The sequence below is a fragment of the Mesorhizobium sp. BAC0120 genome (genome assembly GCF_033542235.1).
GTDB lineage: Bacteria > Pseudomonadota > Alphaproteobacteria > Rhizobiales > Rhizobiaceae > JAWRCU01.
The window spans coordinates 139,982-160,228 of sequence record NZ_JAWRCU010000007.1; the positions used below are offsets into that span (position 1 = coordinate 139,982).

The following is a 20,247-nucleotide window of genomic DNA, read 5'->3' on the forward strand; positions in this document are numbered from 1 at the left end:
ACAGACGACGTACTCATGAGACGAGCCCCATTTCTTCCAATTCGCGCTTCATCTGCGGGCCACGATCTACGGACCGGGTGCTACGCACCCATTCCACAAACTCGTCGAGTGAAGTTTCGAGCCGGTGCTCGGGACTGAAGCCGAGCAGCTCCCGAGCCTTCGCTATGTCGGCGAAGCAGTTGCGGATGTCGCCCGAGCGCGCTTTTCCCGTAATGTCCGGATGAATGTCGGGCAGGCCCATCGCCCTGGCGAGCAGGAGTGCCACTTCCTTGATGCTGTAGGACTGTCCGCTTCCGACGTTGATCGCATGGCCCGCTGCTTGCGGCTGCTCCAATGCGAGCCGGAAGGCGTGCGCCACGTCGCACACGTGAACGAAATCCCTACGCTGCTCGCCGTCTTCGAAGATGATCGGCGGCTGGTGATTGGCAAGGCGCGATGCAAAATTCGCCAGCACGCCCGTATAGGGGTTGGACAGCGCCTGGCCAGGCCCGAACACATTGAAGAGCCGCAATGCGACGGCGCCGACGGAATAGGCCTCGCCGAACAGCAGGACAGACTGCTCCTGAGCGTATTTGGTCAGGGCATAAATCGAAGCAAGGTCAACCGGCTTCGATTCGTCCGTCGCGGCGGGCATTAACGGACCACCACTCTCTGACAGCGGTTCCCAGTCGCCCGTTTTCAGTCTTTGCGAAAGGCGGCGGACATTGCCTACTCTCCGGCCTTCTGGGGTTACATAGGCGCCCTCGCCATAAACGCTCATCGAGGACGCAACCACGATGCGCCTTACCGGGCGCTTGATCATCGCTTGGAGGAGAATGGCCGTGCCGAGATCGTTGACACCGACATAGCGGGCGATTTCGTACATCGACTGGCCGACGCCAACCTCGGCAGCGAGGTGAACGACCGCGTCCACTCCGTCGAGCGCGTCCAGGACGGCCGATTTGTCGCGAATGTCGGCTTTGATCAGTTCGGTGCCCGGTTCGAGCGAAACGGTCTGATCGCCGTGCACTTGATCTAGCAGATTGTCGAGCACGCGGACCGCGTAGCCGTGCTGGGTAAGCTCGCGGACCACATAGCGACCGATGAAGCCGCAGCCTCCGGTGACAAGAACTTGTTTCACGATCTCTCCGTTGGGGACGCTTCTTTGTTGCCCGAACCGCAATCGAGAAGGTTTGTTCCACCTTTCCTCGGCGCGCTTCGTCCGATGCCCGCCGGAGCTGCAGTGGACGCTCAAGGAACAAAAGGATCGAACGGTCTGTTAGGGCGCGGAATTTCGGCAAGCCAGGAAGGGGTAGCTGCTGCCAACGCTTGCGCTCGAACTGGCGACCTTAGAGTCGGATCAGGAGCGGTCCTGCCTGATATTGGCCTTGGGCCGACGAGCCTGGCGCAGCGTTGCCCTTCGGTCCTGCCGCAATGCCGGAAAGCTTCAACTGCAGGAGGCATTGATGTCTGAAGCCAGCACCACCACCAACCACAACGAAATCCGTAAATGGGTGGAAGACCGCAGCGGACATCCCGCTGTGGTGCGAACAGGCAAGGAAGGCGGGATATTGCGGATCGACTTCGGGGAGCCGGATGAAAGTTTAGAGCCGGTCGAGTGGGATGAGTTCTTCGAGATTTTCGAGGACAACAATCTCGCATTCCTGCACCAGGACAAAGCCAACAACGGCCAGCTCAGTCGGTTCAATAAGTTCGTCGAACGCGAGCACTGAACGCTCATTGCCAGCCTGCGGGACTGCACGGCGCTCACTCGAAGGTTCGGGCGAAAACAAAGAACTAGAGCAGGATGAACGTTCCAATTCATCCTGCTCCACGCCGATAGATACCGTGCTCTGATGGCAGCCAACGGTCATCCGCGAGAGGGTGCCGTTGCGTGGAGAAGGATTCCATCGGCGCCGCGACGCACGCCGGCTTAATCGAGCTCGCGCAGCATTTCGGCTTCACGTTCGAGGATCGCGGCGACATCCTCGCGAGGCAGATGCGTCATCATCAGGCTGATGCAGCATTCGAGATAAGTGATTGACGCGCGCTTGAGGAAGGCAGCCGTCTCGCGCGCTCCGATCTCGTCGATTTTCTTGGCGGGCCGCTCCATGGATCTTTCCTATGCGATCAACTGGTCGATCCGGATCGGGAGGTCTCGAATGCGCTTTCCAGTGGCGTGATAGACGGCGCTGGCGACAGCCGCCGGGGTGCCGACATTGCCGAGCTCGCCGAGACCTTTCACGCCGGCCGGATTAACATCATGGTCGATCTCGGGAACGAGGATGACCTCGAGCTCGCGGATATCGGCATTAACCGGAACCAGATAGTCCTGCAGGTCGCGGTTGACGTAGCGGGCGACGCGGCGGTCGATATCCGTTGCTTCATGCAGGGCGCAGCCGACGCCCCAGATCATGCCGCCCATCAGCTGCGAGCGCGCAGTGCGCGTATTGGCGATGCGGCCGGCGGCGAAGGCTCCGACGAGGCGCGGCACTCTTATCTCCCGGGTAAGCCGGTTGATGCGAATTTCGACGAATTCCGCGCCGAAGGCGTACTTCACCTTGTCGCCGTCATCGCCGCCCTGGAATTCGGTCTGGCCCTTGTAGAGCTTGGCGACTCCGTCGGGCGAGCCGCCTTTCGGCACGAACTCGGCATACTCTTCGATCACGCCGGCGCCGAGCCGGTTCATCGTGTCGGTGAGTTTCTCGGCAGTGTCTCCGGCCATGACCTTGCCGTCGCGGAGCTCGAAGTTCGCCATGTCCTTCCCGGTAAGCGGTCCGTCGTTCGCGGTCGATGCGGAGTAAAACAGCTTGTCGCGAATTCCCTCGCAGGCCTTGATGACTGCGGAGCCGACGCTGGCAGTGGAGTTTGAACCGCCTGACACTGGCGCAGGCGGCAGGGCCGTGTCGCCCGTCTCGACTTCGACCGCATCGAAACCGACGCCAAGCCGTTCGGCCGCAATCTGGCCCGCTACGGTGCGAATGCCGGTGCCGATCTCGTGCGAGGCCACTTGAACTGTTACATGACCGTTCGACGACAGGCGCACGCGAGCCGCGCAGGGGGCGACGTTGGTCGGATAGATCGCGGTTGCGCAACCCATGCCGATCAGCCAGTCGCCGTCGGTCATCGATCCGACTTGCGGGTTGCGCCGCGACCAGCCGAACGCTTCGGCAGCCTGATCGTAGCACTTCATCAGCGAGCGGCTGGAGAAGGGCTTGCCCTCGATCGGCTCGGTCATGGTGTCGTTGATGCGACGAAACTCGACCGGGTCCATGCCGAGCGCGACTGCCATCTCGTCCATGGCGTTCTCGAGGGCGTAGACGTAAGGTGTCTCCGGCGGCGAGCGCATATAGCCTGGCGTATTGCGGTCGGCCCTGACCATCGAGACCTGCGTCAGTACCGATCCGTAGCCGTACATCCTGGCGGTCGCCGACGTGCCGCCGACCACATATGGATCCGGCCGCGACGTTATTTCCTTGCCCTGGTGGGAAAATGCAGTGATCTTGCCGTCGCGGTCGGCGCCCATCCTGATGTGGTGGCGGGTCTCGGCGCGGTAGGTCTGAATGGAATAGGCCTTTTCGCGCTCGACGACGCAACGGACCGCGCGGCCGAGCTTGCGTGCCGCCAGGGCGACGATCGCCGTGCGCGGCGTCATCGGGCCTTTCGACCCAAATGCCCCGCCGATGAAGGGACTGACCATCCGGACCTTTTCGGGGTCCATCTTCAACTGAGCGGCGACCGCGACTTTCCAGCCGAAGACGTTCTGGCTCGGCTCATAGATCGTGAGCTCGTCGTCACGCCACACGGCCGTCGTCGAGAAGAGCTCGATGGGATTGTGATGCTGTGTCGGTGTCGAATAGGTCTGGTCGATTTTCACGGGAGCGGCGGCAAAAGCGCCATCGAAATCGCCCGCCTTGGGATGTTGCTTGAGCCACCGGGTGGCGCCTATGGCATCCGCTTCCTCAACCCCCTCGGAATCGAAAGTCGCGCTGGGCCGCTCATCGCGATAATCGGCCCTGACGCGCATCGCCGCCTCTTGCGCGGCCTCGAAGTTCTCGCCGATGACGACGGCGATGACCTGACCGTCATGCCAGATTTTGTGATCCTGCAGCGGGGCTATCGATGTCGCGTTCGCATTGCCGAACTTCGGCTTGTCGAGTTTTCCGCTGACGTCGTTGACAGTGAGGATGTCGATGACGCCGGGCATGGCTCTTGCTTCCCCGGTATCGAGGCGAGCGACTTCCCCCTTCGCGATGCTGCTCGGAACCAGGACGGCATAAGCGAGGTTGGCGACGTCGATGTCTGCCGGGTACCGCGCCGCTCCGGTGACCTTGAGGCGGCCATCGATGCGCGCAAGCGGCTCGCCCATGTTCTCCTTCGGTTTGGGGGCTGCTGCAATGTCCATGGTCAGACCTTCATGTCGCGCGTTTCGAGAAGCGCCCGGACCAGCGTCTGTTTGCCGAGCGGGATCTTGAATGCGTTGTGGTCGTGAGGCTGCGCCGCTGCAAAGGCGGCATCTGCGGCCCTGGCCGCGCTCGCCTCATCCAGCGCCTCGCCTTCGAGAGCCTGCTCTGCTTCGCGGGCCCGCCACGGCACCGTTGCCACGCCGCCGAGCGCTATGCGCGCATGGCGAACTTTTTCGCCGTCCAGATCGAGCGCGACGGCGGCCGACGCCAGCGCGAAGGCATAGGACTCGCGGTCGCGAACCTTCAGGTAACGCGAGCGCCTGGTCCAAGGACCAGCCGGCACGGAGATCGCCACGATCAGTTCGTCGGGCGCAAGGTTTGTCTCGACATGCGGCGTATCGCCTGGACGCCGATGCAGATCGGCGAACGCGATCTTTCGGCGGCCGTTGCCGCCTTGAGCCTCGACGATGGCGTCGAGCGCGATCAGCGCCTGTGCGAAATCACCGTGATAGGTGGCGATGCAGGCATCGCTCACGCCGAGAACGGCGTGCTGCCGGTTGACGCCTCCCATGGCGGCGCAGCCGGAACCAGGCTCGCGCTTGTTGCAGGCCCAGGAAGTTTCGCGAAAATACTCGCAGCGTGTGCGCTGCAGGACATTGCCGGCGAGCGAGGCCATGTTGCGGATCTGGCCGCTGGCCGCGAGTCTCAGGCTCTCTGCAATGACAGGATAGTCGCGCTTGATATCATGATGTTCCTCCGCGTCGGCCATGCGCACCAGTGCGCCGAGCCGCAAGCCGCCGGCATCGACCTCGATAAGTCGCAGTTCCGGCTCGGCAAGCTGGTTCACGTCGATCAGGCGCTCCGGACGCGCGACACCAAGCTTCATGTAGTCGATGAGATTGGTGCCTCCGGCAATGTACTGGGTGCCGGCTCTGGTCGGAACCTTTTCGTCCGGCTTGAAAGCTGCTGCCGCAATGGCCGTCTCGATGTCGTGCGGAGCTTGGTAGGCGAAGGATCGCATGTCAGGCCTTCCCTGTTTCGGTGCGCGCCTGCCGGATCGCGGCAACGATGTTCGGATAGGCGGCGCAGCGGCACAGATTGCCACTCATATATTCGCGGATATCGTCGTCGCTTTCCGCGTGGCCCTCCCTGATGCATCCAACCGCGGACATGATCTGTCCGGGCGTGCAGTAGCCGCATTGGAAGGCGTCGTGGTCCACGAACGCCTGCTGCAGCGGATGGAGGTTTCCGGTTCCGGACGCCAGGCCTTCTATGGTCGTCACCTTGGCATCCGGATGCATGATGGCGAAACTCAGGCAGGAAAGCACCCGCTTGCCGTCGACAAGCACCGTGCAGGCGCCGCACTGGCCGTGGTCGCATCCCTTCTTCGTTCCGGTGAGGCCGATGTGGTCGCGGAGCGCATCGAGTAGAGTCGTGCGGACGTCGAGCGCTATTCTGTAAGGCTGCCCGTTGACCGTCAGGAAAACGTCGGGCTTATCGGTGACGTCAGGAGGCGGCTGAGCGGCCGTGCTCTGTCCGGATTGGCTGAGCAGCATCGGTGCAGCCGCCATCGAAGCCGAGCCTGTCATGAAAGCTCTCCGGCTTACCCCCTGGCGCGTTGGTAGGGCATCTTGTTGGTGCATGGCATTGCTCCGTGGCAATCACCTAACCGATGCCCTCTTCGAGAGTTCCGAAAAACCTCGGGCATTTGAAAACGGCTCTCGCTCGGAACGACATCAGGTCGGCGACGTTCGGCAGAAAAGGTTCGCCGCTGATGGCCGCTTGTCGTGGTTGCCTGCGCTTCCCTAAAGTAGCAACGGGAATCTACACGGGATGCACACCTTGCCTGGCGAGGCAGATTCGGTCCGGATGCCGATCGGGCGCCCATCGCGAAAGACGATCTACGCGGCCCTCTTCGGCAACCTGCTGATCGCGGTGACGAAGTTCATCGCAGCGGGTTTTACCGGCAGTTCTACGATGTTGAGCGAAGGCGTGCATTCGCTGGTCGATACATGCAACGAAGTGCTGCTGCTGTATGGTCTCAATCGATCGTCGAAGCCACCTGATGCGAACCATCCACTTGGTCATGGACGTGAGCTCTATTTCTGGAGCTTCATCGTCGCACTGCTTGTCTTCGCGCTGGGTGCGGGCGTTTCCTTCTACGAGGGCGTCGCGCACGTGCTTGCTCCCGTGCCTATGGAGAATATTGGCGTAAACTACGTCGTTCTTGCCCTGTCGGCGCTTTTCGAAGGCTATTCATGGCGGGTGGCGCTCAAGCACTTCAGGTCATCGAAAGGCAAGAACAGCTACCTGGATGCCATTCGCGAAAGCAAGGATCCCGCTACTTTCACAGTGCTCCTCGAAGACAGTGCGGCGCTGGCCGGCATTGCGATCGCGGCTGTCGGCATCACTTCAGCGTATTATTTCGAGATGCCGGTACTGGACGGCGTCGGCTCGCTCTGCATCGGGCTGCTGCTCGCAGTAACTGCGATTTTCCTGGCGCGAGAGAGCAAGGGTCTGCTGATCGGGGAGCGGGCATCGGCTGCCCTTGAGGCGTCTATCCTGGAAATGGCCCGGACGGACCCGGCGATCCAGCGCGTCAACGGCGTGATGACGGTGCACCTGGCTCCGGACCAGGTGGTCGCCGCGCTCAGCGCCGAATTTCGCGACAACGCCAAGGCTGACGATATCGAGGCCTGCGTCGAACGCCTCGAAAGGCGCCTTGCCGCCGAGCGGCAGGAGATCACTGTGTTGTTCGTCAAGCCGCAGACGGCCAAGCGGTGGAAGGACCATCAGGCCGTTATCCCGCCAGACTAGTGGTCATGTTGTCTTCGACCGAGGTGCGCTGAATTCGGCTCGTCCGCGGCCAGCGCTGCTAAGCCGCCTTGCGGCGTTTCTTTTTGTCGCCGCCCTCTTGCGGCTTCTTTTTATCGCTGCCCTCTTGCGCAAGGCTCTTCTTCAGGAGAGCGGCCAGATTGACGACGTTCTCCTTGGGTTGCGGCGCTGCCTTGGGCGGTTTCTTACCCTTCTTCTTCGCCTCGAGCATTTCGATCAGCGCATCCTCGTAGCGGTCGGTGAAGGCCGATGGGTCGAAATGTGTCTTCTTCCGATCGATCAGCATTCCTGCAATGTCGCCCACTTCCGGGTCGGTCTTGGCTTGCGGAATCTTCTCGAAATAGTTCTTCTCGGCCACGATCTCATTGGCCTGACGCAGCAAGGTTACGGTCATGCCATCGCCAAGTGACTCGATCAGGACCGAGCGCTCGCGCTGCTGCATGACAATGCGACCGACAGCGCTGACGTGCTCGTTTTCCAATGCAGCCCGAATGAGCCCATATGGCTCGGAGGCCAGTCTGTCGCCGGGAATGAGGTAATATGGCTTTTCGCGATAGAGCGAGGAGACCGAACTGCGATCGACGAAGCCGTCGATTTCCAGCCTGTGCTCACCGGCCTTCTTGAGCTTCTCGATTTCCTCGGGTTCGATCAGCAGGTATTCGCCCTTGCTGAGCTCATATCCCTTTACCTGGTCCTCTCGCTCGACCGGCTCTCCGGTTTCCTCGTCGACATAGATCGCCTTTACCGGCTGCCGCGTCTTACGGTTGAGTGTCCTGAAGTGGATTTTGCCGGCTTCCGTGACCGCCCCCGCCAGCTTCACCGTGAAGGTGATGTTGCCCAGCTTGAGGTAACCCTTCCACATCGCGCGGGGTGCGGCCATGACTCGAAACTCCAACCACAGTTCAGTCGAACGGGCGGAAATCGAATTCGTTCCGGCTCAGCGCTTTCCGGCGGTTGTTTCGGTCTTCGATATCGCCTGGCTGACGGCTTCGATCAGGCTTGCCTGGTCATACGGTTTCGTGACCTGCGGGACCTTCCTGAATCTTTCGGGCAAATCCGTCGAAAGATAACCGGTCAACAGCACGAAAGGTATTGCGCGACCCGCCAGTTCATCTGCCAGGGGAAACACCATCTCGCCGTTCAGGTTGACGTCGAGAATGGCCAGATCGAACTGGTTCGTGCGCAGCGCTTCGGTTGCGCTCGAAAGACTTCCGAACGGTCCCACGATCGAGCATCCGGCGGATATCAGGTCGTCCTCCAACGAGAGCGCCAGCAAGGATTCGTCCTCTACGACGAGCGCCCGCAACCCGTTCAGAAGTTTCGCGCCCGCAACCATGGACTACTCCATCCCCCACGCCTGGTTTCTGCTCGGAGAGGTGTATTGCATTCCTCTCACCGGAGACATCAATGACATTTCATGCGCCGCCGTCCGACATAAGCGTCGGCAATGTGATGATGCAACGCAAGCCGTTCTCGGCAAAGTCCATCTGAACAGAGCTCCCCAGATCGGAAGCCAGCACCCGTTCAACCAGCAGTCGCCCAAATCCGGAGCGCGTCGGAGGGACCAGCTTGGGCCCGCCCTTCTCGATCCAGCGAATCTGAATTCGCCCCTGCTCATCCGGTTCCCAGATGACCTCGACCGAGCCTGCCCGGGTTGAGAGCGCACCATGTTTGGCGGCATTGGTGGCTAGCTCGTGTGCAGCCATGGCCAGGATGACCGCATGCTTGGGCGCGAGCATTATCGGCTGCCCCCAAACGCGCACATTGGAGCCGTTGTCCTGTCGATATGGCGCAAGCTCATCCAGGAATAGCGTCTCCAGAGACACCCCCGACCACCTGCTTTCCGCCAACCGGCTATGTGTCTTACTGAGCGCATGAATCCTGGCGAGGAAGGAACGCTGCGCATCAACCGGATCCGGGTTCGATGCGAATGATTGTCGCGCTATAGAGGTGACGGTTGCCAGGGCATTCTTGACCCGATGGCTGAGTTCTGCCACCAGCAGGTCGCGCTGCATCTCGGCCTGTTTGCGCTCGCTTATGTCACGGGCGATCTTGGATGCGCCGACGACACGGCCATGGGCATCGCGTACCGGAGAGACGGTCAGAGATATGTCGACGATGCTGCCGTCCTTGCGCACGCGCCGGGTTTCGTAGTGCTCGATCGGCTCGCCGCGACCGATGCGCTCCAGGATGTGAGGTTCCTCATCCTGGCGATCCCCGGGGATGATGATTGTGATCGGTTTGCCTATCACCTCTTGAGCTCTATAGCCGAAAAGCCGCTCGGCGCCCTTGTTCCAGGTTCTGATGATCCCCTTGAGATCCTTGCTTACGATGGCGTCGTCTGAGGACTCCACGATCGCGGCGAGGTGCTGGGCTGCTTCGTTCGCCCGACGGCTGTCTCGCAGGTCGATCAGCATGTTCACCGCGCCCATCAACTTGCCCGAAAGTGAGAACATCGGCGTCGGATAAGGAGCGAAAGGGATCATGGTGCCGTCGGGCCGCTCAAGGTACGCCTCCATGCCCCTTATCGGCCTTTGTTCCTTGATCGACTGAGCCATGGGGCATTCCTCATGCGGCATGAGACTCCCATCCGCATGGCGAAGCCGCCAACTCACGCACCATTTGTCCTTACCGGCGTGCGGTTTGCGCCCGGCCAGTTCCGCCGCCGCACGGTTGAAAAAGGTCAGCGTCCCGTCGGCATCAGTAGCGTAGATCGCGACAGGCAGCGCGTCGAAAATCTCGCGAACGCGACTGTCGGCTTCGAGAGGAAAATCCGGGTGGCTCTCGGAACAACGGACCTCTTGGAGAAAACCGATGGCGCCTTCGACCCTATCGTCGGTCTTGAGTACCTCAACATTCGTTAGAACGGTTGTACGCGAGCCGTCTGGCCTTCCGATCACAATCTCCCGTTCATCTTGCGAATTGCCGGTGCGGAGCGCGACTTCCATGGGCGCGGCGTTCGGCAACAAGGGCGTTCCGTCTGAACGAAACAGCCGGGCGGCGCCGCAGTAGCGTTCCTGGGCTTCTCCCAGCCGCGGGCTGCGGCCCCATAGCGCTGCTGCTCGCTGGTTGGAGCGGACAATCCGGCCGTCAGAGGAACACAGGTAGGCAGGACACGGGAAGGCCTCCCACACGGATTGGTCAAGCGCAAGCAGCGCCTCGAACCCGGAAAGCGCCCGAGCAGTCAGACAGGTTTCGGCACTATTCACGATTGTCCCAGATCTTATCGACTCCGCAAAGGCAGCCTGATGAAACGTGTTTTGGCAACGGAAAGTTCCCCTTGCCCATTCGGCTGATTGCTCGCGGCTGCAGGCCGTCGATTCGAGCGGTCATGTCTCGTTTTTCGGCGCGCGGTCGTTTTCCCAGGGAACTTAGTGCGGCTTCGGCGGTTCAGAGAGGTTCCAACGCGGAGTTGATCGTCGACCCTGCGGCGTAGCGGCGCGAAAGTAAAGACGCCGCGAACTGGAAGCGGGTGCTAAAGGCGAGGTGAAGGAGCAGTGGGAAAGCTGACCGACGACGATTTGGACGAGATCGCCGGCCGTCGTGAGCTGCTGAAAGGCAAGATCCAGGAGCTGGATGGCCTCGGCAGAGGTCGTTAGCCGCAACCTGGATCGATGGTTTAACACACAGGATTGGTAGCCCAAAGTTGTCCATCCGTGATCGGGTGGAGTGCAAGGCCGCAGCCATTGCCAGCTTCCCGCGAGGCCGCGTCGGGCTGCTTTCAAGTCAGTCTGGCCTTCTACGAAAATTCCGTACCTTTTCTTGGAAGTTTGTCATTGGTTAATGCCCGACGCGCCGACTGCCGCTAACTGGGAATAAAGACAATAAGAAGGAACAACTGGAGGTAGTTTTGATTAAATACCATCAGGAGAGTTTACACGAGCTAGTTGAGCACTACATGGACTGCCGACGCCTCAAGAAGTCGCCAGTCTCCCTTGCTGCCGCATCCAAAGCGATCACAACAATTATGCCGGATTGTCCCTTGGCAGGCAGGGAACTGGCGAATGTCATTGCTGCATCGGCAATAAGACATGGCCATATCGTCAGTTTCGACCTTGATCGGAGCCTCAATCGGTCCGTAGCAGGGCACTAATTCGGTGGCCCGGAGCGCACCGCTTGGGCCTTGGCAACAAGAGGAGGAGCGAGTTCACGGTCGACGGCAGCAGAGCTACGGGAGCAGCCAGCTCAGCCGCCGCCGATCGGAGTGATGACCTTGCCCGACCCACCGCATTCGGGGCAGGGGGCATCGTTCACTTTTCCGGTCCCGGAACAGCGGCGACAGATGTTCTCGCCGGAGCCCGGAGTACCAGCCGCGACCTCATCGCCATTTGTCTGGATTGATGTAGCTCCATGCTCGGCCGCAGTTTTTCCTTCGAGCTTGTCCCGGATCAATGCCGCTTGAGCCCGGTCGACGTCGACAGGCCTACCGCTGTCGTCCGGCAGACCTTCGCCGGATTGGCCGATCGTGTCGTTGCGGGGCCGGTCATTCGTGCCGGTTGTGATTTTCGGTGTTTGGGCCATTGTCAGGCTCCAATGTATCGGGTGGAAACCGCATCATTGGTGGAGGGCGTGTTCGAGCTGGCCCTTTGACATCTTGGAACGGCCTGGAATGTCGCGACGCTTGGCCTCCTGGTAGAGTTCGGCCTTCGTGGCGCCGCCATCGCCTCGGCGGGATGCACCCTTGCCTTCTGTCCTGGCTTGCGCCGTTTCGCCCTTGCGCTCCTTGGTCTTGGTCCGTCTCAGGTTCCTGCGATTTTCCTTTGGACTCTCCTGTCTCGTTGCGCCTGCTTCGTGCAGCGCGATGGCGACAGCCTGCTTGCGATTTTTGACCTTTGGACCTTTGCCGCGGATGCGCAACTCACCGTGCTTGTATTCATGCATGACGCGCTCGACGGTCTTCTCTTGAGCCTTCGATTGCTTGGCCATGTTTTTCTCCTTTTTCCTTTCGAACGTAGGCTGGTCGGGGAGGTTCCGGTCTCAAGGAAACTGCGACATCGCAACGGGCCTCACGATGTGAACATTCGGGCTGCGCGGAAGTTTCGAAGGGGTGGTTCAACGCACGCAAAATCGAACCGCGCAAATCGAAAGGAATGCCCATGTCTTCCGATCCCAAAAACCAGCTCGTCGATTTCCTGGAGAAACGCGCCTTCGATCCGGTCATGAGGGCGAAGCCGGACGGCCGCTCCGAAACCGAGCGCAAGAAACTCGAGCATGTCCAGAACGCCACGCAGTCGGAGATCGAGCGCTATCGCGGCTACGATTCGGCCAAGGAGGTCGTGGTCAATTTCAGGCGTGACCTCGATTCAAGTGCCGCCAAGAAGGTCCATTCCGAACTGCACCAGCTGAACCTTCCTACGGTCCGCGACATTCGAGAGGAATTCGAGAAGAAGGTCGCCTCGCTTCACGTAAGTGCCTGAGGCTGGGACCCGCTCGATCAGGGCTGGGCTGGCGCTGGTTTCCGGCGTCGGGCCGACCCTTTCATTCGACAGAGCCTTCATCTTGTACCCATTGAGGAGGCAGGAATGACCGATGCAACAATCCTTCCACACGGAGACGCACGTGCTGCTCCCGGTTCGGGTGCTTCCAGAGATGACATATGGGCGCTCAACCATGAGCTTGCCGACAGGGGCTTTCTCGTAACCTCAGCCGACAACCTGATCACATGGGCGCGGACGGGCTCATTGATGTGGATGACTTTCGGACTTGCCTGTTGCGCGATCGAGATGATGCAGATGTCTATGCCGCGCTACGACGCCGAGCGGTTCGGATTTGCGCCACGTGCGAGCCCCCGCCAGTCCGATGTGATGATCGTAGCCGGCACGGTCTGCAACAAGATGGCGCCGGCACTCCGGAAGGTCTACGACCAGATGCCTGAGCCTCGTTACGTGATCTCCATGGGATCGTGCGCCAACGGCGGTGGATACTATCATTACTCCTACTCGGTCGTCCGCGGTTGCGACCGCATCATACCGGTAGACATCTACGTGCCTGGATGTCCGCCAACTGCTGAGGCGCTGCTCTACGGCGTATTGCTGCTGCAGAAGAAGATTCGACGGATCGGCAGCATCGAGCGCTGATTAGACGCTGGCACGCTCGCGCGGAACCTCCACGGCGATTGGCGGTTGGGGTTTATGCCGATTGCGTTGCCGGAAATGATCGCCCGAACTGCGCAGGCGCTGCCAGACTTCGATGATCCGGCGTTCGGAGCGTTATTCGACCAATTCGGCGATCGTCGGGTGGTGCTGCTCGGAGAGGCAAGTCATGGCACCTCCGAATTCTATCGCGCTCGCGCAGCTGTCACCAGGCATTTGATCGAGCGTCACGGCTTTACGATCGTGTCCGTGGAAGCGGATTGGCCCGATGCCGCTGCGATCGATCGATATGTGCGGCATCAGCCGGCCCGAGCCGGTGCCGAGCCGCCCTTCCAGCGGTTCCCGACCTGGATGTGGCGAAACACCGACGTCGCTTCCTTTGCCGACTGGCTGCGCAGCCGAAACGAGGCGATTGCGACACCCGAAGGGATGGCCGGCTTCTACGGTCTCGACATCTACAATCTGCGGGCCTCGATCTCCGCTGTGCTCGCCTATCTCGACCAGGTCGATCCAGAGGCAGCTGCGGTGGCGCGTGAGCGCTATGGATGCCTCACCCCCTGGCAACGGGAGCCTTCGACCTACGGCAGGGCCGTACTGACCGCAGGATACCGCAGATGCGAAGAAGCGGTGATCGCCCAATGCCGGGATCTGCTGGCCCGGGAGCTCGACTACGCCGCGCAGGATGGCAGGAGCTTTCTCGATGCCGCACAGAATGCGAGGCTGATCGCTTCCGCCGAGCGCTATTATCGCATCATGTACTATGGCGGCGCCGAATCCTGGAACCTGCGCGACACGCACATGTTCGAGACGCTCCAAAATCTGCTTGAAGCACGGGGACCGGCTTCGAAGGCGATCGTATGGGCGCACAATTCGCATATCGGGGATGCCCGGCATACCGAGATGGGCTCAGAGCGCGACGAGCTGAATATTGGCCAGCTCTGCCGCGAAAAATTTGGTGATCAGGCGGCCTTGATCGGCTTCGGCACCCATTCCGGCACGGTGGCCGCGGCTAGCGACTGGGACGGCGACATGGAGGTGAAGAGCGTAAGGCCGTCGCATGCCGACAGTTATGAGAGGCTCTGCCATGACTCCGGCGCGCCGCGGTTCCTTCTCGATCTGGGCGCCGACAACGACGTGAACGACCGCTTGCGCGAGCCAAGGCTCGAACGCTTCATCGGCGTCATCTATCGTCCCGAGACCGAGCTGATGAGCCACTATGCGAATGCTTCGCTGCCCCGGCAATTCGATGCATATCTCTGGTTCGACCAGAGTTCGGCGGTGACGCCGCTCGGTCCGGAACATGCCCGCACAGGTGTGCCGGATACCTACCCGTTTGGCCTGTAGGAGCCCTCCCTCGCAGAGGGGAACCTTCGGCATCGAGTTATTGTTGGGTCTTCGAAAGGACCCCAATGATGACCAGCACCAAGCATCATAAAGGCAAGAAGCCGAGCGACATGGATGTTTCCAACAATCCCGGTATCGGCACCTCGAAAGGCACGATCAAGGAAAGCGACGAGCTCTTCCAAGGCGAGAACACCGTCGAGGGCGATGTGGAGAACGACGCGGGGAGGGGCGGAAGCATCAATCCACGTCAGAACGTTCGCACCAACAAATGAGGTGGCGCAAATGAGTAGTGTTCGATCGAAGGCAAGGCCGATGGCGGGAAAGAAGACCCACGACCAGCAGATTCGCATAATCGAAGGCCGCGAGAACACGAAGAAAGCCGGCAAGGATTTCGACGCTGAAGCTGAGCTGAAGCGATCGGAACAGGAGCGCGAAGCCTTTCGCAAGGGCGCTCATCTGAAGGCCCCGCCGCGCGACCTTGCCGATCCTGACGATCGCAACCAGCTACGCGGCGAACATCAGGAAAGCAGCCACCACAAAAAGAGGCCGGACGATTGAGCGCGCGTTTGGCATGAGCAATCTCTCGAACGCCGTTGACATTGCCGCCCAGGCGCATGACGGCCAAATTGACAAGCTTGGCGAGCCCTATTTCGAGCATTGCCGGCGAGTCGCGGAGGCGGTGGAGACGCTTGACGAAAAGATTGTCGCTTATCTACACGACGTGATCGAGAAAGGAGCGGGGTGGAACCGGTTACGGCTTCGGCAAGAAGCGGGGTTCAGCCCGGTCGTGATATCCGCCGTTGATGCCCTGACGCGCCGAGCGGGAGAAGGGGACGACGATTTTGTCCGCAGGGCGGCCTCGAACCCGCTCGCCCGCAATGTAAAGCGCGCCGACCTTCTCGACAATCGACGTCAGGCGATCGCTGCTGGCAGGTCATCGGCGAAATATGATGAGGGGCTGGCGGTGCTTGCGAACGAGTTCGGCCTGTGATGCCGGCGCCGGAGTGGATCGCAAAGAGTTGACGTTTGTCGCAGCTGGGATTGGAACTCGACCTGTGCTGTGGCTGTTGATTTCCCACCTGACGGTTGCAACGAGATGAGGCAGCGCCATGAGCGAGCTGACGGACATCCGAGGCCTTATCCAGCGAGGCGCTCCCGCCAATGGTGACGAGGCCCGAAGAATTATCCGGGTTGCTCTCGAAAACGGTGCCGATCGGGCACAGGATTGGGAACGCAGGTTATCGGCAGCCCTCACGGAAATTCTGGTCGGCCGTCAATTGCATCTGGCGACATATGCGGCCCGCGCGAACGCACTTGCCGTCATCGACGAAATAGACCGTCGGCGAATGCATTAGCCGGAAGTCTGCGCACTCAGCTATTGTCTCGCAGGTGAGACTCCAGTGTCGGGTGTCTCCGATTTCAGCAGCCGATCCTGCGCGAGAAACCGAACTGGATCACGTTTGGCATCAGCCGAGCCTGTCCTTCTCCCGAGGGCTGTCTGAAGGGACGGCTTCTATCACTGCCTTGTCCGGATCGAAGGCTCCGTGCCTGGCAATGGACTGTGCGGCTGGGTTCGGCGTCTCATAAGCCCACATGAAGTCGTCTGCGGTCTCTCCGACAGCGCTGACACGCCAATAGCTTGCGGTACCCTTCACCGGGCACCGGGAGCTGCGATCTGTCTTGTGGAGGAATTCGAAGTAGATGTCGTCGAATGGGATGTAAAGAACCGGTTCATGCCCTGCTTCTTGCACGATCTTGGCGCGCTTCGTCGAGGCGACGATCGCGCTTGAAAATGTAACAGTGACCGTCCCGTCATAGGGCTCGATCTCAATTTCGCTGCGGGGACTCCGGGTCGTTTCATTCTGAACGTTCATCTGGGACTCCAAGGCGATTGAAACACCACATGTCCCGAACGCACTTTGGAGCCGAGCGTTCCAACTCCGCCAGGGCTGGAACCTCCGTTTTCGCGACGACGTTCTACTATCCAGCAAGGAGTGGAAAAGTGTCGAAAATCGCTTGGAAAACCGTTCTCGCCAACAACTCGCCTTTGATACTGCCATCGGCGCCGGATGCGCTGACCGCCCGGCTGATCGAGATGGCCGGCTTTCCGGCATATCAGATCGGCGGTTTCGCGCTCGCCGCCGCAATGCATGGCTTCCCCGACATCGACCTGGAACATTATGGCGAAAAGCATGCGCGGGCGCGCGAGATCATCGAGGCATGTGAGCTTCCCGTTCTCGTCGACGGCGACGACGGCTATGGCGATGTCAAGAACGTGACGCGCGTCGTTCGCGGCTATGAAGCCATCGGCGCTTCGGCGCTATTCATCGAGGATCAGACCGCGCCGAAGCGTTGCGGCCACATGGCTGGCAAGGAGGTCGTTCCGGTGGAAGAGATGGAGCAGAAGATCCATGCCGCGGCGTCGGCACGCGTGAGCCAGGATTTCTTCCTGCTGGCGCGGACCGATGCACGGGAGCCGCTGGGATTGGAGGAAGCGATAGAGCGCGGCGAAAAATACCTGAAGGCCGGAGCAGACGGCATCTACGTTGAAGGCCCGACCACCGAAGATGAACTGCGTCAGGTGGGAGCCGCATTCAAGGGCGTTCCGCTCGCGACCAGCATTCTCGAGCGTGGCGGCAAGACGCCTTGGGTCGCCCCGGCTGATCTTTACGCGATGGGTTACAGCATGATCCTCTATCCAACGACTGTGCTCTTCCGCGCAGTCCATGCCATGCAATCGGCGCTGGATGATCTGAAGCGCGGCACACCGCTCTCTCGTGACGAAAGCGTCGACATGCCGGCCTTCGAAAAGATCGTGAACATGCCCGAATGGTCTGAGATCGAAAACCGCTACATGGGCAAGAGCCGATCTCCGGGGATGGTCGGAAAGATGAAGCAGGCACTGACCGGCACTTGACGGACTTCGCGGCGGATCCAGCTGCCGCTTGCCGTCCGCCCGAAGGCTCGCGCCATAGGCGCGCTCCAGCCGCTCGGGAGGTGCCGGTGCATTTTGTCGGAATGCATTGAGACTGACTGCCACACGTCTGCCCGTCCTAAGGCGGGCATCAGCTGGATCCGCCTGCGGCCGTCACGCGCCAGACCGTATTGCCGACGTCGTCGGCAATCAGCAGGGCGCCGGATTTGTCGATGGCCAGACCAACCGGACGGCCGCGCGCCTCGCCATTTGAATTCAGGAAGCCTGTCACCACATCCTGCGCCTTCCCGCTAGGGCGGCCGTCACTGAACGGCACGAAGACGACCTTGTAACCGTTCAACTCCTGCCGGTTCCAGCTGCCGTGCTCACCGACGAAAGCACCGCCGTGATAGTTAGCCGGCAGGCTGTTGCCGGTGTCGAAAGCCAGCCCCAAGGGGGCGACGTGGGAACTCAGCGAATAATCGGGAACGATCGCCTTCGCGACCAGGTCGGGCCGCTGCGGCTGGACGCGGGGATCAATGTGCTGACCCCAATAGCTGTATGGCCAGCCGTAGAAGCCGCCGTCTCGCACGGAAGTCAGGTAGTCCGGCACCAGGTCCGGACCCAGTTCGTCGCGCTCGTTGACGACCGTCCAGAGCGCACCTGACTGAGGCTCCCAGCTCAGGCCGTTTGGATTGCGCAATCCGCTCGCGAAGATGCGCCAGCGGCCGCTCGCCCTGTCCACCTCCCAGATCGCGGCGCGGTTCTTTTCCGCCTCCAGCCCATTTTCGGTGATGTTGCTGTTGGAGCCGACGCCGACGTAAAGCCGCGAGCCGTCCTGGCTTGCCAGAAGGCTTTTGGTCCAGTGATGGTCTATGGGACCGCCGGGAAGCGGGAGAAGGGGAGTGCCCGGTGCCGAGATCTTCGTATCACCCGGCTTGTACGGGTAACGGACGATCGAGTCAGTATTTGCGACGTAGAGATCGTTCCCGACGAGCGCGACGCCGAAAGGTGAGCTGAGGTGGTCGAGGAAGACGCTGCGGGTCTCCGGCACTCCGTCGCCATTTGCATCGCGCAACAGGGTAATTCGATTGCTTTCCTGGGTGTTGCTGCCGCCTGACGTGGCCATGGATTCGATCCAACCCATGACCAGGTCTTTCGGCCGTCTGATCGGCTGGACGTCGGGTGACTTGGATTCGACGACCAGGACGTCGCCGTTCGGCAGCACGTAAAGCGAACGCGGATGCTCGAGACCGGTGGCAAACGCCTGCACCTGCAATCCCTGCGCGACCGAAGGCTTCTCATCTTTTTGCCATCCGACAATTTTGGCGACGTGCATGGGCGGGATAAGATATTGCTGCAGCGGCGGCAGATTTGGATTTGGACCGACCTGGGCACTGGGGTCTCCGCCGTTGTCACTGCATGCGGCGACAGCCAGAACCAGCGCGCCGGCGAAGGAAAAGCTCGCGAAACGGCGCGAGCCGATCGCGCTCGGGTGGGAAGGCATCAGTTAGCTACTCCTACTCCATGGCGATAGACCAGGGACCCGCCCAGCCAGCCGGTGAACAGAAGGATGATCACGACGACAGCGGACAGGATCACGCCTGTCGGGACGACCGAGGTCCAGGCGTCGCGGGTGTGGACGAATGCATTGACCACGGCGAGCACCATCGCCACCACGTTGCCGACAAGGTGCAGCCACGCCGCCCGCTGTGCGCGAATGAGAGGGTTGGCTATGAAATCGATCAAACCCGCGATTGCTGCCAGCACGCCCGTGATGACGCCAATGGTCAGCAGCCAGGCGGAAAAATCCGCCCACATCATGTCCGCTGTCCGCCAGTAGGCGAGATCCGTGATCAATGCGCCCGTGAACAATACGATGGGGAAGTGGACGAGCATCGGATGAATGGGATTAATCCCGACCCGGGCCGTTGAACGGGGATGTGCGGCATCCATCGGAACGTCCTTGCATTTCAAAAGATCAGCAACGGATGAACTCAGCGGGGTGTTTGGATGTTCCGCTGCGTGAGAACGGCTCCGGATTTCGTTACCTCGCGCGACTGCCCGCGACTATGTCGACCGCTCTCGCCGACCGCTCTCGACGTCCGATCTGTCGGGCGGGGAATGGGGCCGGAACCATGCCCCGGATGTCTCGTTGGGCAGGCATGTCTTGTCGGCAAGAAAGGCAGGCTGACATGAGCGATCCGTTCCAGCCAATTCCGACGCCGGATCCAAAACCGCCGGTGCAACCGCCCCCGAGCCCGACGCCTCCGCCGCAGCCGGTCAGGGAACCCGAACCAGAGCGGTTACCGGATGAAGCGCCCGAGCCAAACCCGGACGAAAATATCGATCCGCCCGAGCAGGCGGATCGGTGATGGTGAAGTCGCGGCCGGGGGCCGGTCGGCTGCTGAGAACAGGCGAAGAAGCCGCTAAATCCTGCCCATCAGCGCCAGGATGAGTATGACAATGAGAATAACACCGACGATGCCCGATGGCCCGTAGCCCCAACCCGAGGAATAAGGCCAAGCGGGGATGGCCCCAAGTAGCACCAAAATAAGAATAATAACGAGGATAGTGCCGAGCGTCATGTGGGTTCCTCTTCAATATTTTGAGTGGGTAATGCTTATCCCCACGACAGAGTTCCTCGACGACGCGAATTGTTGGCCAATAGAGCCAC

The 20,247-nt window shown here is 60.8% G+C and carries 21 protein-coding genes and 2 pseudogenes; 9 read left to right on the forward strand and 14 right to left on the reverse strand.

From position 1 onward, the window contains the following. Positions 1-13: 13 nt before the first annotated feature. Positions 14-1,120 carry an NAD-dependent epimerase/dehydratase family protein gene (locus SAZ10_RS17760; RefSeq protein ID WP_318610687.1) on the reverse strand — a complete coding sequence of 369 codons (1,107 nt, stop codon included), beginning with the start codon at positions 1,118-1,120 and terminating at the stop codon, positions 14-16. Between the two features lie 325 nt (positions 1,121-1,445). Between SAZ10_RS17760 and SAZ10_RS17765 the strand changes: the two genes are divergently transcribed. Continuing rightward, on the forward strand, positions 1,446-1,712 hold the full coding sequence (locus SAZ10_RS17765; protein ID WP_318610688.1) for a hypothetical protein: 267 nt from the start codon (positions 1,446-1,448) through the stop codon (positions 1,710-1,712). 200 nt (positions 1,713-1,912) lie between these two features. On the opposite strand, the gene SAZ10_RS17770 is transcribed toward SAZ10_RS17765, so the two are convergent. From SAZ10_RS17770 to SAZ10_RS17785, 4 genes are read right to left on the reverse strand one after another with little or no spacing between them, the layout of a single operon-like run. Beyond that, positions 1,913-2,092 (reverse strand): hypothetical protein, encoded by a 180-nt coding sequence (locus SAZ10_RS17770; RefSeq protein WP_318610689.1) that lies wholly within the window; start codon positions 2,090-2,092, stop codon positions 1,913-1,915. A gap of 9 nt (positions 2,093-2,101) precedes the next feature. After that, the gene (locus SAZ10_RS17775) at positions 2,102-4,384 is read right to left on the reverse strand and encodes a xanthine dehydrogenase family protein molybdopterin-binding subunit (RefSeq protein ID WP_318610690.1); all 2,283 of its coding nucleotides are present in this window, start codon (positions 4,382-4,384) and stop codon (positions 2,102-2,104) included. Between the two features lie 2 nt (positions 4,385-4,386). Next, positions 4,387-5,406, reverse strand: coding sequence for a xanthine dehydrogenase family protein subunit M (locus SAZ10_RS17780; RefSeq protein WP_318610691.1), 1,020 nt, complete (start codon positions 5,404-5,406; stop codon positions 4,387-4,389). A gap of 1 nt (position 5,407) precedes the next feature. Next, positions 5,408-5,974: a (2Fe-2S)-binding protein gene (locus SAZ10_RS17785; RefSeq protein WP_318610692.1), complete on the reverse strand. Its 567-nt coding sequence runs from the start codon at positions 5,972-5,974 to the stop codon at positions 5,408-5,410. A 280-nt stretch (positions 5,975-6,254) separates the two neighbouring features. On the opposite strand from SAZ10_RS17785, the gene SAZ10_RS17790 reads away from it, so the two are divergent. Then, entirely contained in the window at positions 6,255-7,202 is a 948-nt protein-coding gene (locus tag SAZ10_RS17790) for a cation diffusion facilitator family transporter (RefSeq protein WP_318610693.1), read from the forward strand. A 58-nt stretch (positions 7,203-7,260) separates the two neighbouring features. Here SAZ10_RS17790 and SAZ10_RS17795 read toward each other — a convergent pair whose 3' ends face one another. The 5 genes from SAZ10_RS17795 to SAZ10_RS17820 form a co-directional block, all read right to left on the reverse strand. Further along, positions 7,261-8,100: a Ku protein gene (locus SAZ10_RS17795; RefSeq protein ID WP_318610694.1), complete on the reverse strand. Its 840-nt coding sequence runs from the start codon at positions 8,098-8,100 to the stop codon at positions 7,261-7,263. A 57-nt stretch (positions 8,101-8,157) separates the two neighbouring features. After that, entirely contained in the window at positions 8,158-8,556 is a 399-nt protein-coding gene (locus SAZ10_RS17800; RefSeq protein ID WP_318610695.1) for a response regulator, read from the reverse strand. A 79-nt stretch (positions 8,557-8,635) separates the two neighbouring features. Then, on the reverse strand, positions 8,636-10,429 hold the full coding sequence (locus SAZ10_RS17805) for a PAS domain S-box protein (protein ID WP_412535237.1): 1,794 nt from the start codon (positions 10,427-10,429) through the stop codon (positions 8,636-8,638). A gap of 976 nt (positions 10,430-11,405) precedes the next feature. Further along, positions 11,406-11,741 (reverse strand): hypothetical protein, encoded by a 336-nt coding sequence (locus tag SAZ10_RS17815; protein WP_318610830.1) that lies wholly within the window; start codon positions 11,739-11,741, stop codon positions 11,406-11,408. Between the two features lie 33 nt (positions 11,742-11,774). Beyond that, the gene (locus SAZ10_RS17820; RefSeq protein ID WP_318610697.1) at positions 11,775-12,146 is read right to left on the reverse strand and encodes a DUF6496 domain-containing protein; all 372 of its coding nucleotides are present in this window, start codon (positions 12,144-12,146) and stop codon (positions 11,775-11,777) included. 170 nt (positions 12,147-12,316) lie between these two features. Between SAZ10_RS17820 and SAZ10_RS17825 the strand changes: the two genes are divergently transcribed. The 6 genes and pseudogenes from SAZ10_RS17825 (at position 12,317) to SAZ10_RS17850 (ending at position 15,647) form a co-directional block, all read left to right on the forward strand. Next, positions 12,317-12,637, forward strand: coding sequence for a hypothetical protein (locus SAZ10_RS17825; RefSeq protein WP_318610698.1), 321 nt, complete (start codon positions 12,317-12,319; stop codon positions 12,635-12,637). Between the two features lie 189 nt (positions 12,638-12,826). Then, positions 12,827-13,297 (forward strand): annotated as a pseudogene (locus tag SAZ10_RS17830) (NuoB/complex I 20 kDa subunit family protein); the annotation flags it as partial. A 66-nt stretch (positions 13,298-13,363) separates the two neighbouring features. Continuing rightward, positions 13,364-14,656: pseudogene (locus SAZ10_RS17835) on the forward strand (erythromycin esterase family protein); the annotation flags it as partial. 65 nt (positions 14,657-14,721) lie between these two features. After that, positions 14,722-14,928, forward strand: a complete 207-nt coding sequence (locus tag SAZ10_RS17840) for a hypothetical protein (RefSeq protein WP_412535238.1) — start codon at positions 14,722-14,724, stop codon at positions 14,926-14,928. Between the two features lie 40 nt (positions 14,929-14,968). Beyond that, complete coding sequence (locus tag SAZ10_RS17845) at positions 14,969-15,214, forward strand: hypothetical protein (RefSeq protein WP_318610700.1); 246 nt, start codon at positions 14,969-14,971, stop codon at positions 15,212-15,214. 13 nt (positions 15,215-15,227) lie between these two features. Continuing rightward, complete coding sequence (locus SAZ10_RS17850) at positions 15,228-15,647, forward strand: HD domain-containing protein (RefSeq protein WP_318610701.1); 420 nt, start codon at positions 15,228-15,230, stop codon at positions 15,645-15,647. A 475-nt stretch (positions 15,648-16,122) separates the two neighbouring features. On the opposite strand, the gene SAZ10_RS17855 is transcribed toward SAZ10_RS17850, so the two are convergent. After that, positions 16,123-16,530: a DUF427 domain-containing protein gene (locus SAZ10_RS17855; protein WP_318610702.1), complete on the reverse strand. Its 408-nt coding sequence runs from the start codon at positions 16,528-16,530 to the stop codon at positions 16,123-16,125. 128 nt (positions 16,531-16,658) lie between these two features. Here SAZ10_RS17855 and SAZ10_RS17860 point away from each other — a divergent pair, with 128 nt between their 5' ends. Next, a complete protein-coding gene (locus tag SAZ10_RS17860; protein WP_318610703.1) occupies positions 16,659-17,573 on the forward strand; it encodes an isocitrate lyase/PEP mutase family protein in 915 nt (304 codons plus the stop codon). 148 nt (positions 17,574-17,721) lie between these two features. On the opposite strand, the gene SAZ10_RS17865 is transcribed toward SAZ10_RS17860, so the two are convergent. The 3 genes from SAZ10_RS17865 to SAZ10_RS17875 form a co-directional block, all read right to left on the reverse strand. Continuing rightward, a complete protein-coding gene (locus SAZ10_RS17865; RefSeq protein ID WP_318610704.1) occupies positions 17,722-19,077 on the reverse strand; it encodes a sorbosone dehydrogenase family protein in 1,356 nt (451 codons plus the stop codon). After that, a complete protein-coding gene (locus SAZ10_RS17870; protein ID WP_318610705.1) occupies positions 19,077-19,526 on the reverse strand; it encodes a DUF2231 domain-containing protein in 450 nt (149 codons plus the stop codon). The genes SAZ10_RS17865 and SAZ10_RS17870 overlap by 1 nt, the downstream gene beginning before the upstream one ends. 473 nt (positions 19,527-19,999) lie before the next feature. After that, positions 20,000-20,158 carry a DUF3309 family protein gene (locus SAZ10_RS17875; protein ID WP_318610706.1) on the reverse strand — a complete coding sequence of 53 codons (159 nt, stop codon included), beginning with the start codon at positions 20,156-20,158 and terminating at the stop codon, positions 20,000-20,002. Positions 20,159-20,247 lie beyond the last annotated feature (89 nt).

Bases quoted from the DNA above. Each gene is read 5' to 3' on its own strand.
- SAZ10_RS17765 (WP_318610688.1), top strand. From the start codon at position 1,446: ATGTCTGAAGCCAGCACCACCACCAACCACAACGAAATCCGTAAATGG.
- SAZ10_RS17770 (WP_318610689.1), bottom strand. From the start codon at position 2,092: ATGGAGCGGCCCGCCAAGAAAATCGACGAGATCGGAGCGCGCGAGACG.
- SAZ10_RS17775 (WP_318610690.1), bottom strand. From the start codon at position 4,384: ATGGACATTGCAGCAGCCCCCAAACCGAAGGAGAACATGGGCGAGCCG.
- SAZ10_RS17780 (WP_318610691.1), bottom strand. From the start codon at position 5,406: ATGCGATCCTTCGCCTACCAAGCTCCGCACGACATCGAGACGGCCATT.
- SAZ10_RS17785 (WP_318610692.1), bottom strand. From the start codon at position 5,974: ATGACAGGCTCGGCTTCGATGGCGGCTGCACCGATGCTGCTCAGCCAA.
- SAZ10_RS17790 (WP_318610693.1), top strand. From the start codon at position 6,255: ATGCCGATCGGGCGCCCATCGCGAAAGACGATCTACGCGGCCCTCTTC.
- SAZ10_RS17795 (WP_318610694.1), bottom strand. From the start codon at position 8,100: ATGGCCGCACCCCGCGCGATGTGGAAGGGTTACCTCAAGCTGGGCAAC.
- SAZ10_RS17800 (WP_318610695.1), bottom strand. From the start codon at position 8,556: ATGGTTGCGGGCGCGAAACTTCTGAACGGGTTGCGGGCGCTCGTCGTA.
- SAZ10_RS17815 (WP_318610830.1), bottom strand. From the start codon at position 11,741: ATGGCCCAAACACCGAAAATCACAACCGGCACGAATGACCGGCCCCGC.
- SAZ10_RS17820 (WP_318610697.1), bottom strand. From the start codon at position 12,146: ATGGCCAAGCAATCGAAGGCTCAAGAGAAGACCGTCGAGCGCGTCATG.
- SAZ10_RS17825 (WP_318610698.1), top strand. From the start codon at position 12,317: ATGTCTTCCGATCCCAAAAACCAGCTCGTCGATTTCCTGGAGAAACGC.
- SAZ10_RS17840 (WP_412535238.1), top strand. From the start codon at position 14,722: ATGATGACCAGCACCAAGCATCATAAAGGCAAGAAGCCGAGCGACATG.
- SAZ10_RS17845 (WP_318610700.1), top strand. From the start codon at position 14,969: ATGGCGGGAAAGAAGACCCACGACCAGCAGATTCGCATAATCGAAGGC.
- SAZ10_RS17850 (WP_318610701.1), top strand. From the start codon at position 15,228: ATGAGCAATCTCTCGAACGCCGTTGACATTGCCGCCCAGGCGCATGAC.
- SAZ10_RS17855 (WP_318610702.1), bottom strand. From the start codon at position 16,530: ATGAACGTTCAGAATGAAACGACCCGGAGTCCCCGCAGCGAAATTGAG.
- SAZ10_RS17865 (WP_318610704.1), bottom strand. From the start codon at position 19,077: ATGCCTTCCCACCCGAGCGCGATCGGCTCGCGCCGTTTCGCGAGCTTT.
- SAZ10_RS17870 (WP_318610705.1), bottom strand. From the start codon at position 19,526: ATGGATGCCGCACATCCCCGTTCAACGGCCCGGGTCGGGATTAATCCC.
- SAZ10_RS17875 (WP_318610706.1), bottom strand. From the start codon at position 20,158: ATGACGCTCGGCACTATCCTCGTTATTATTCTTATTTTGGTGCTACTT.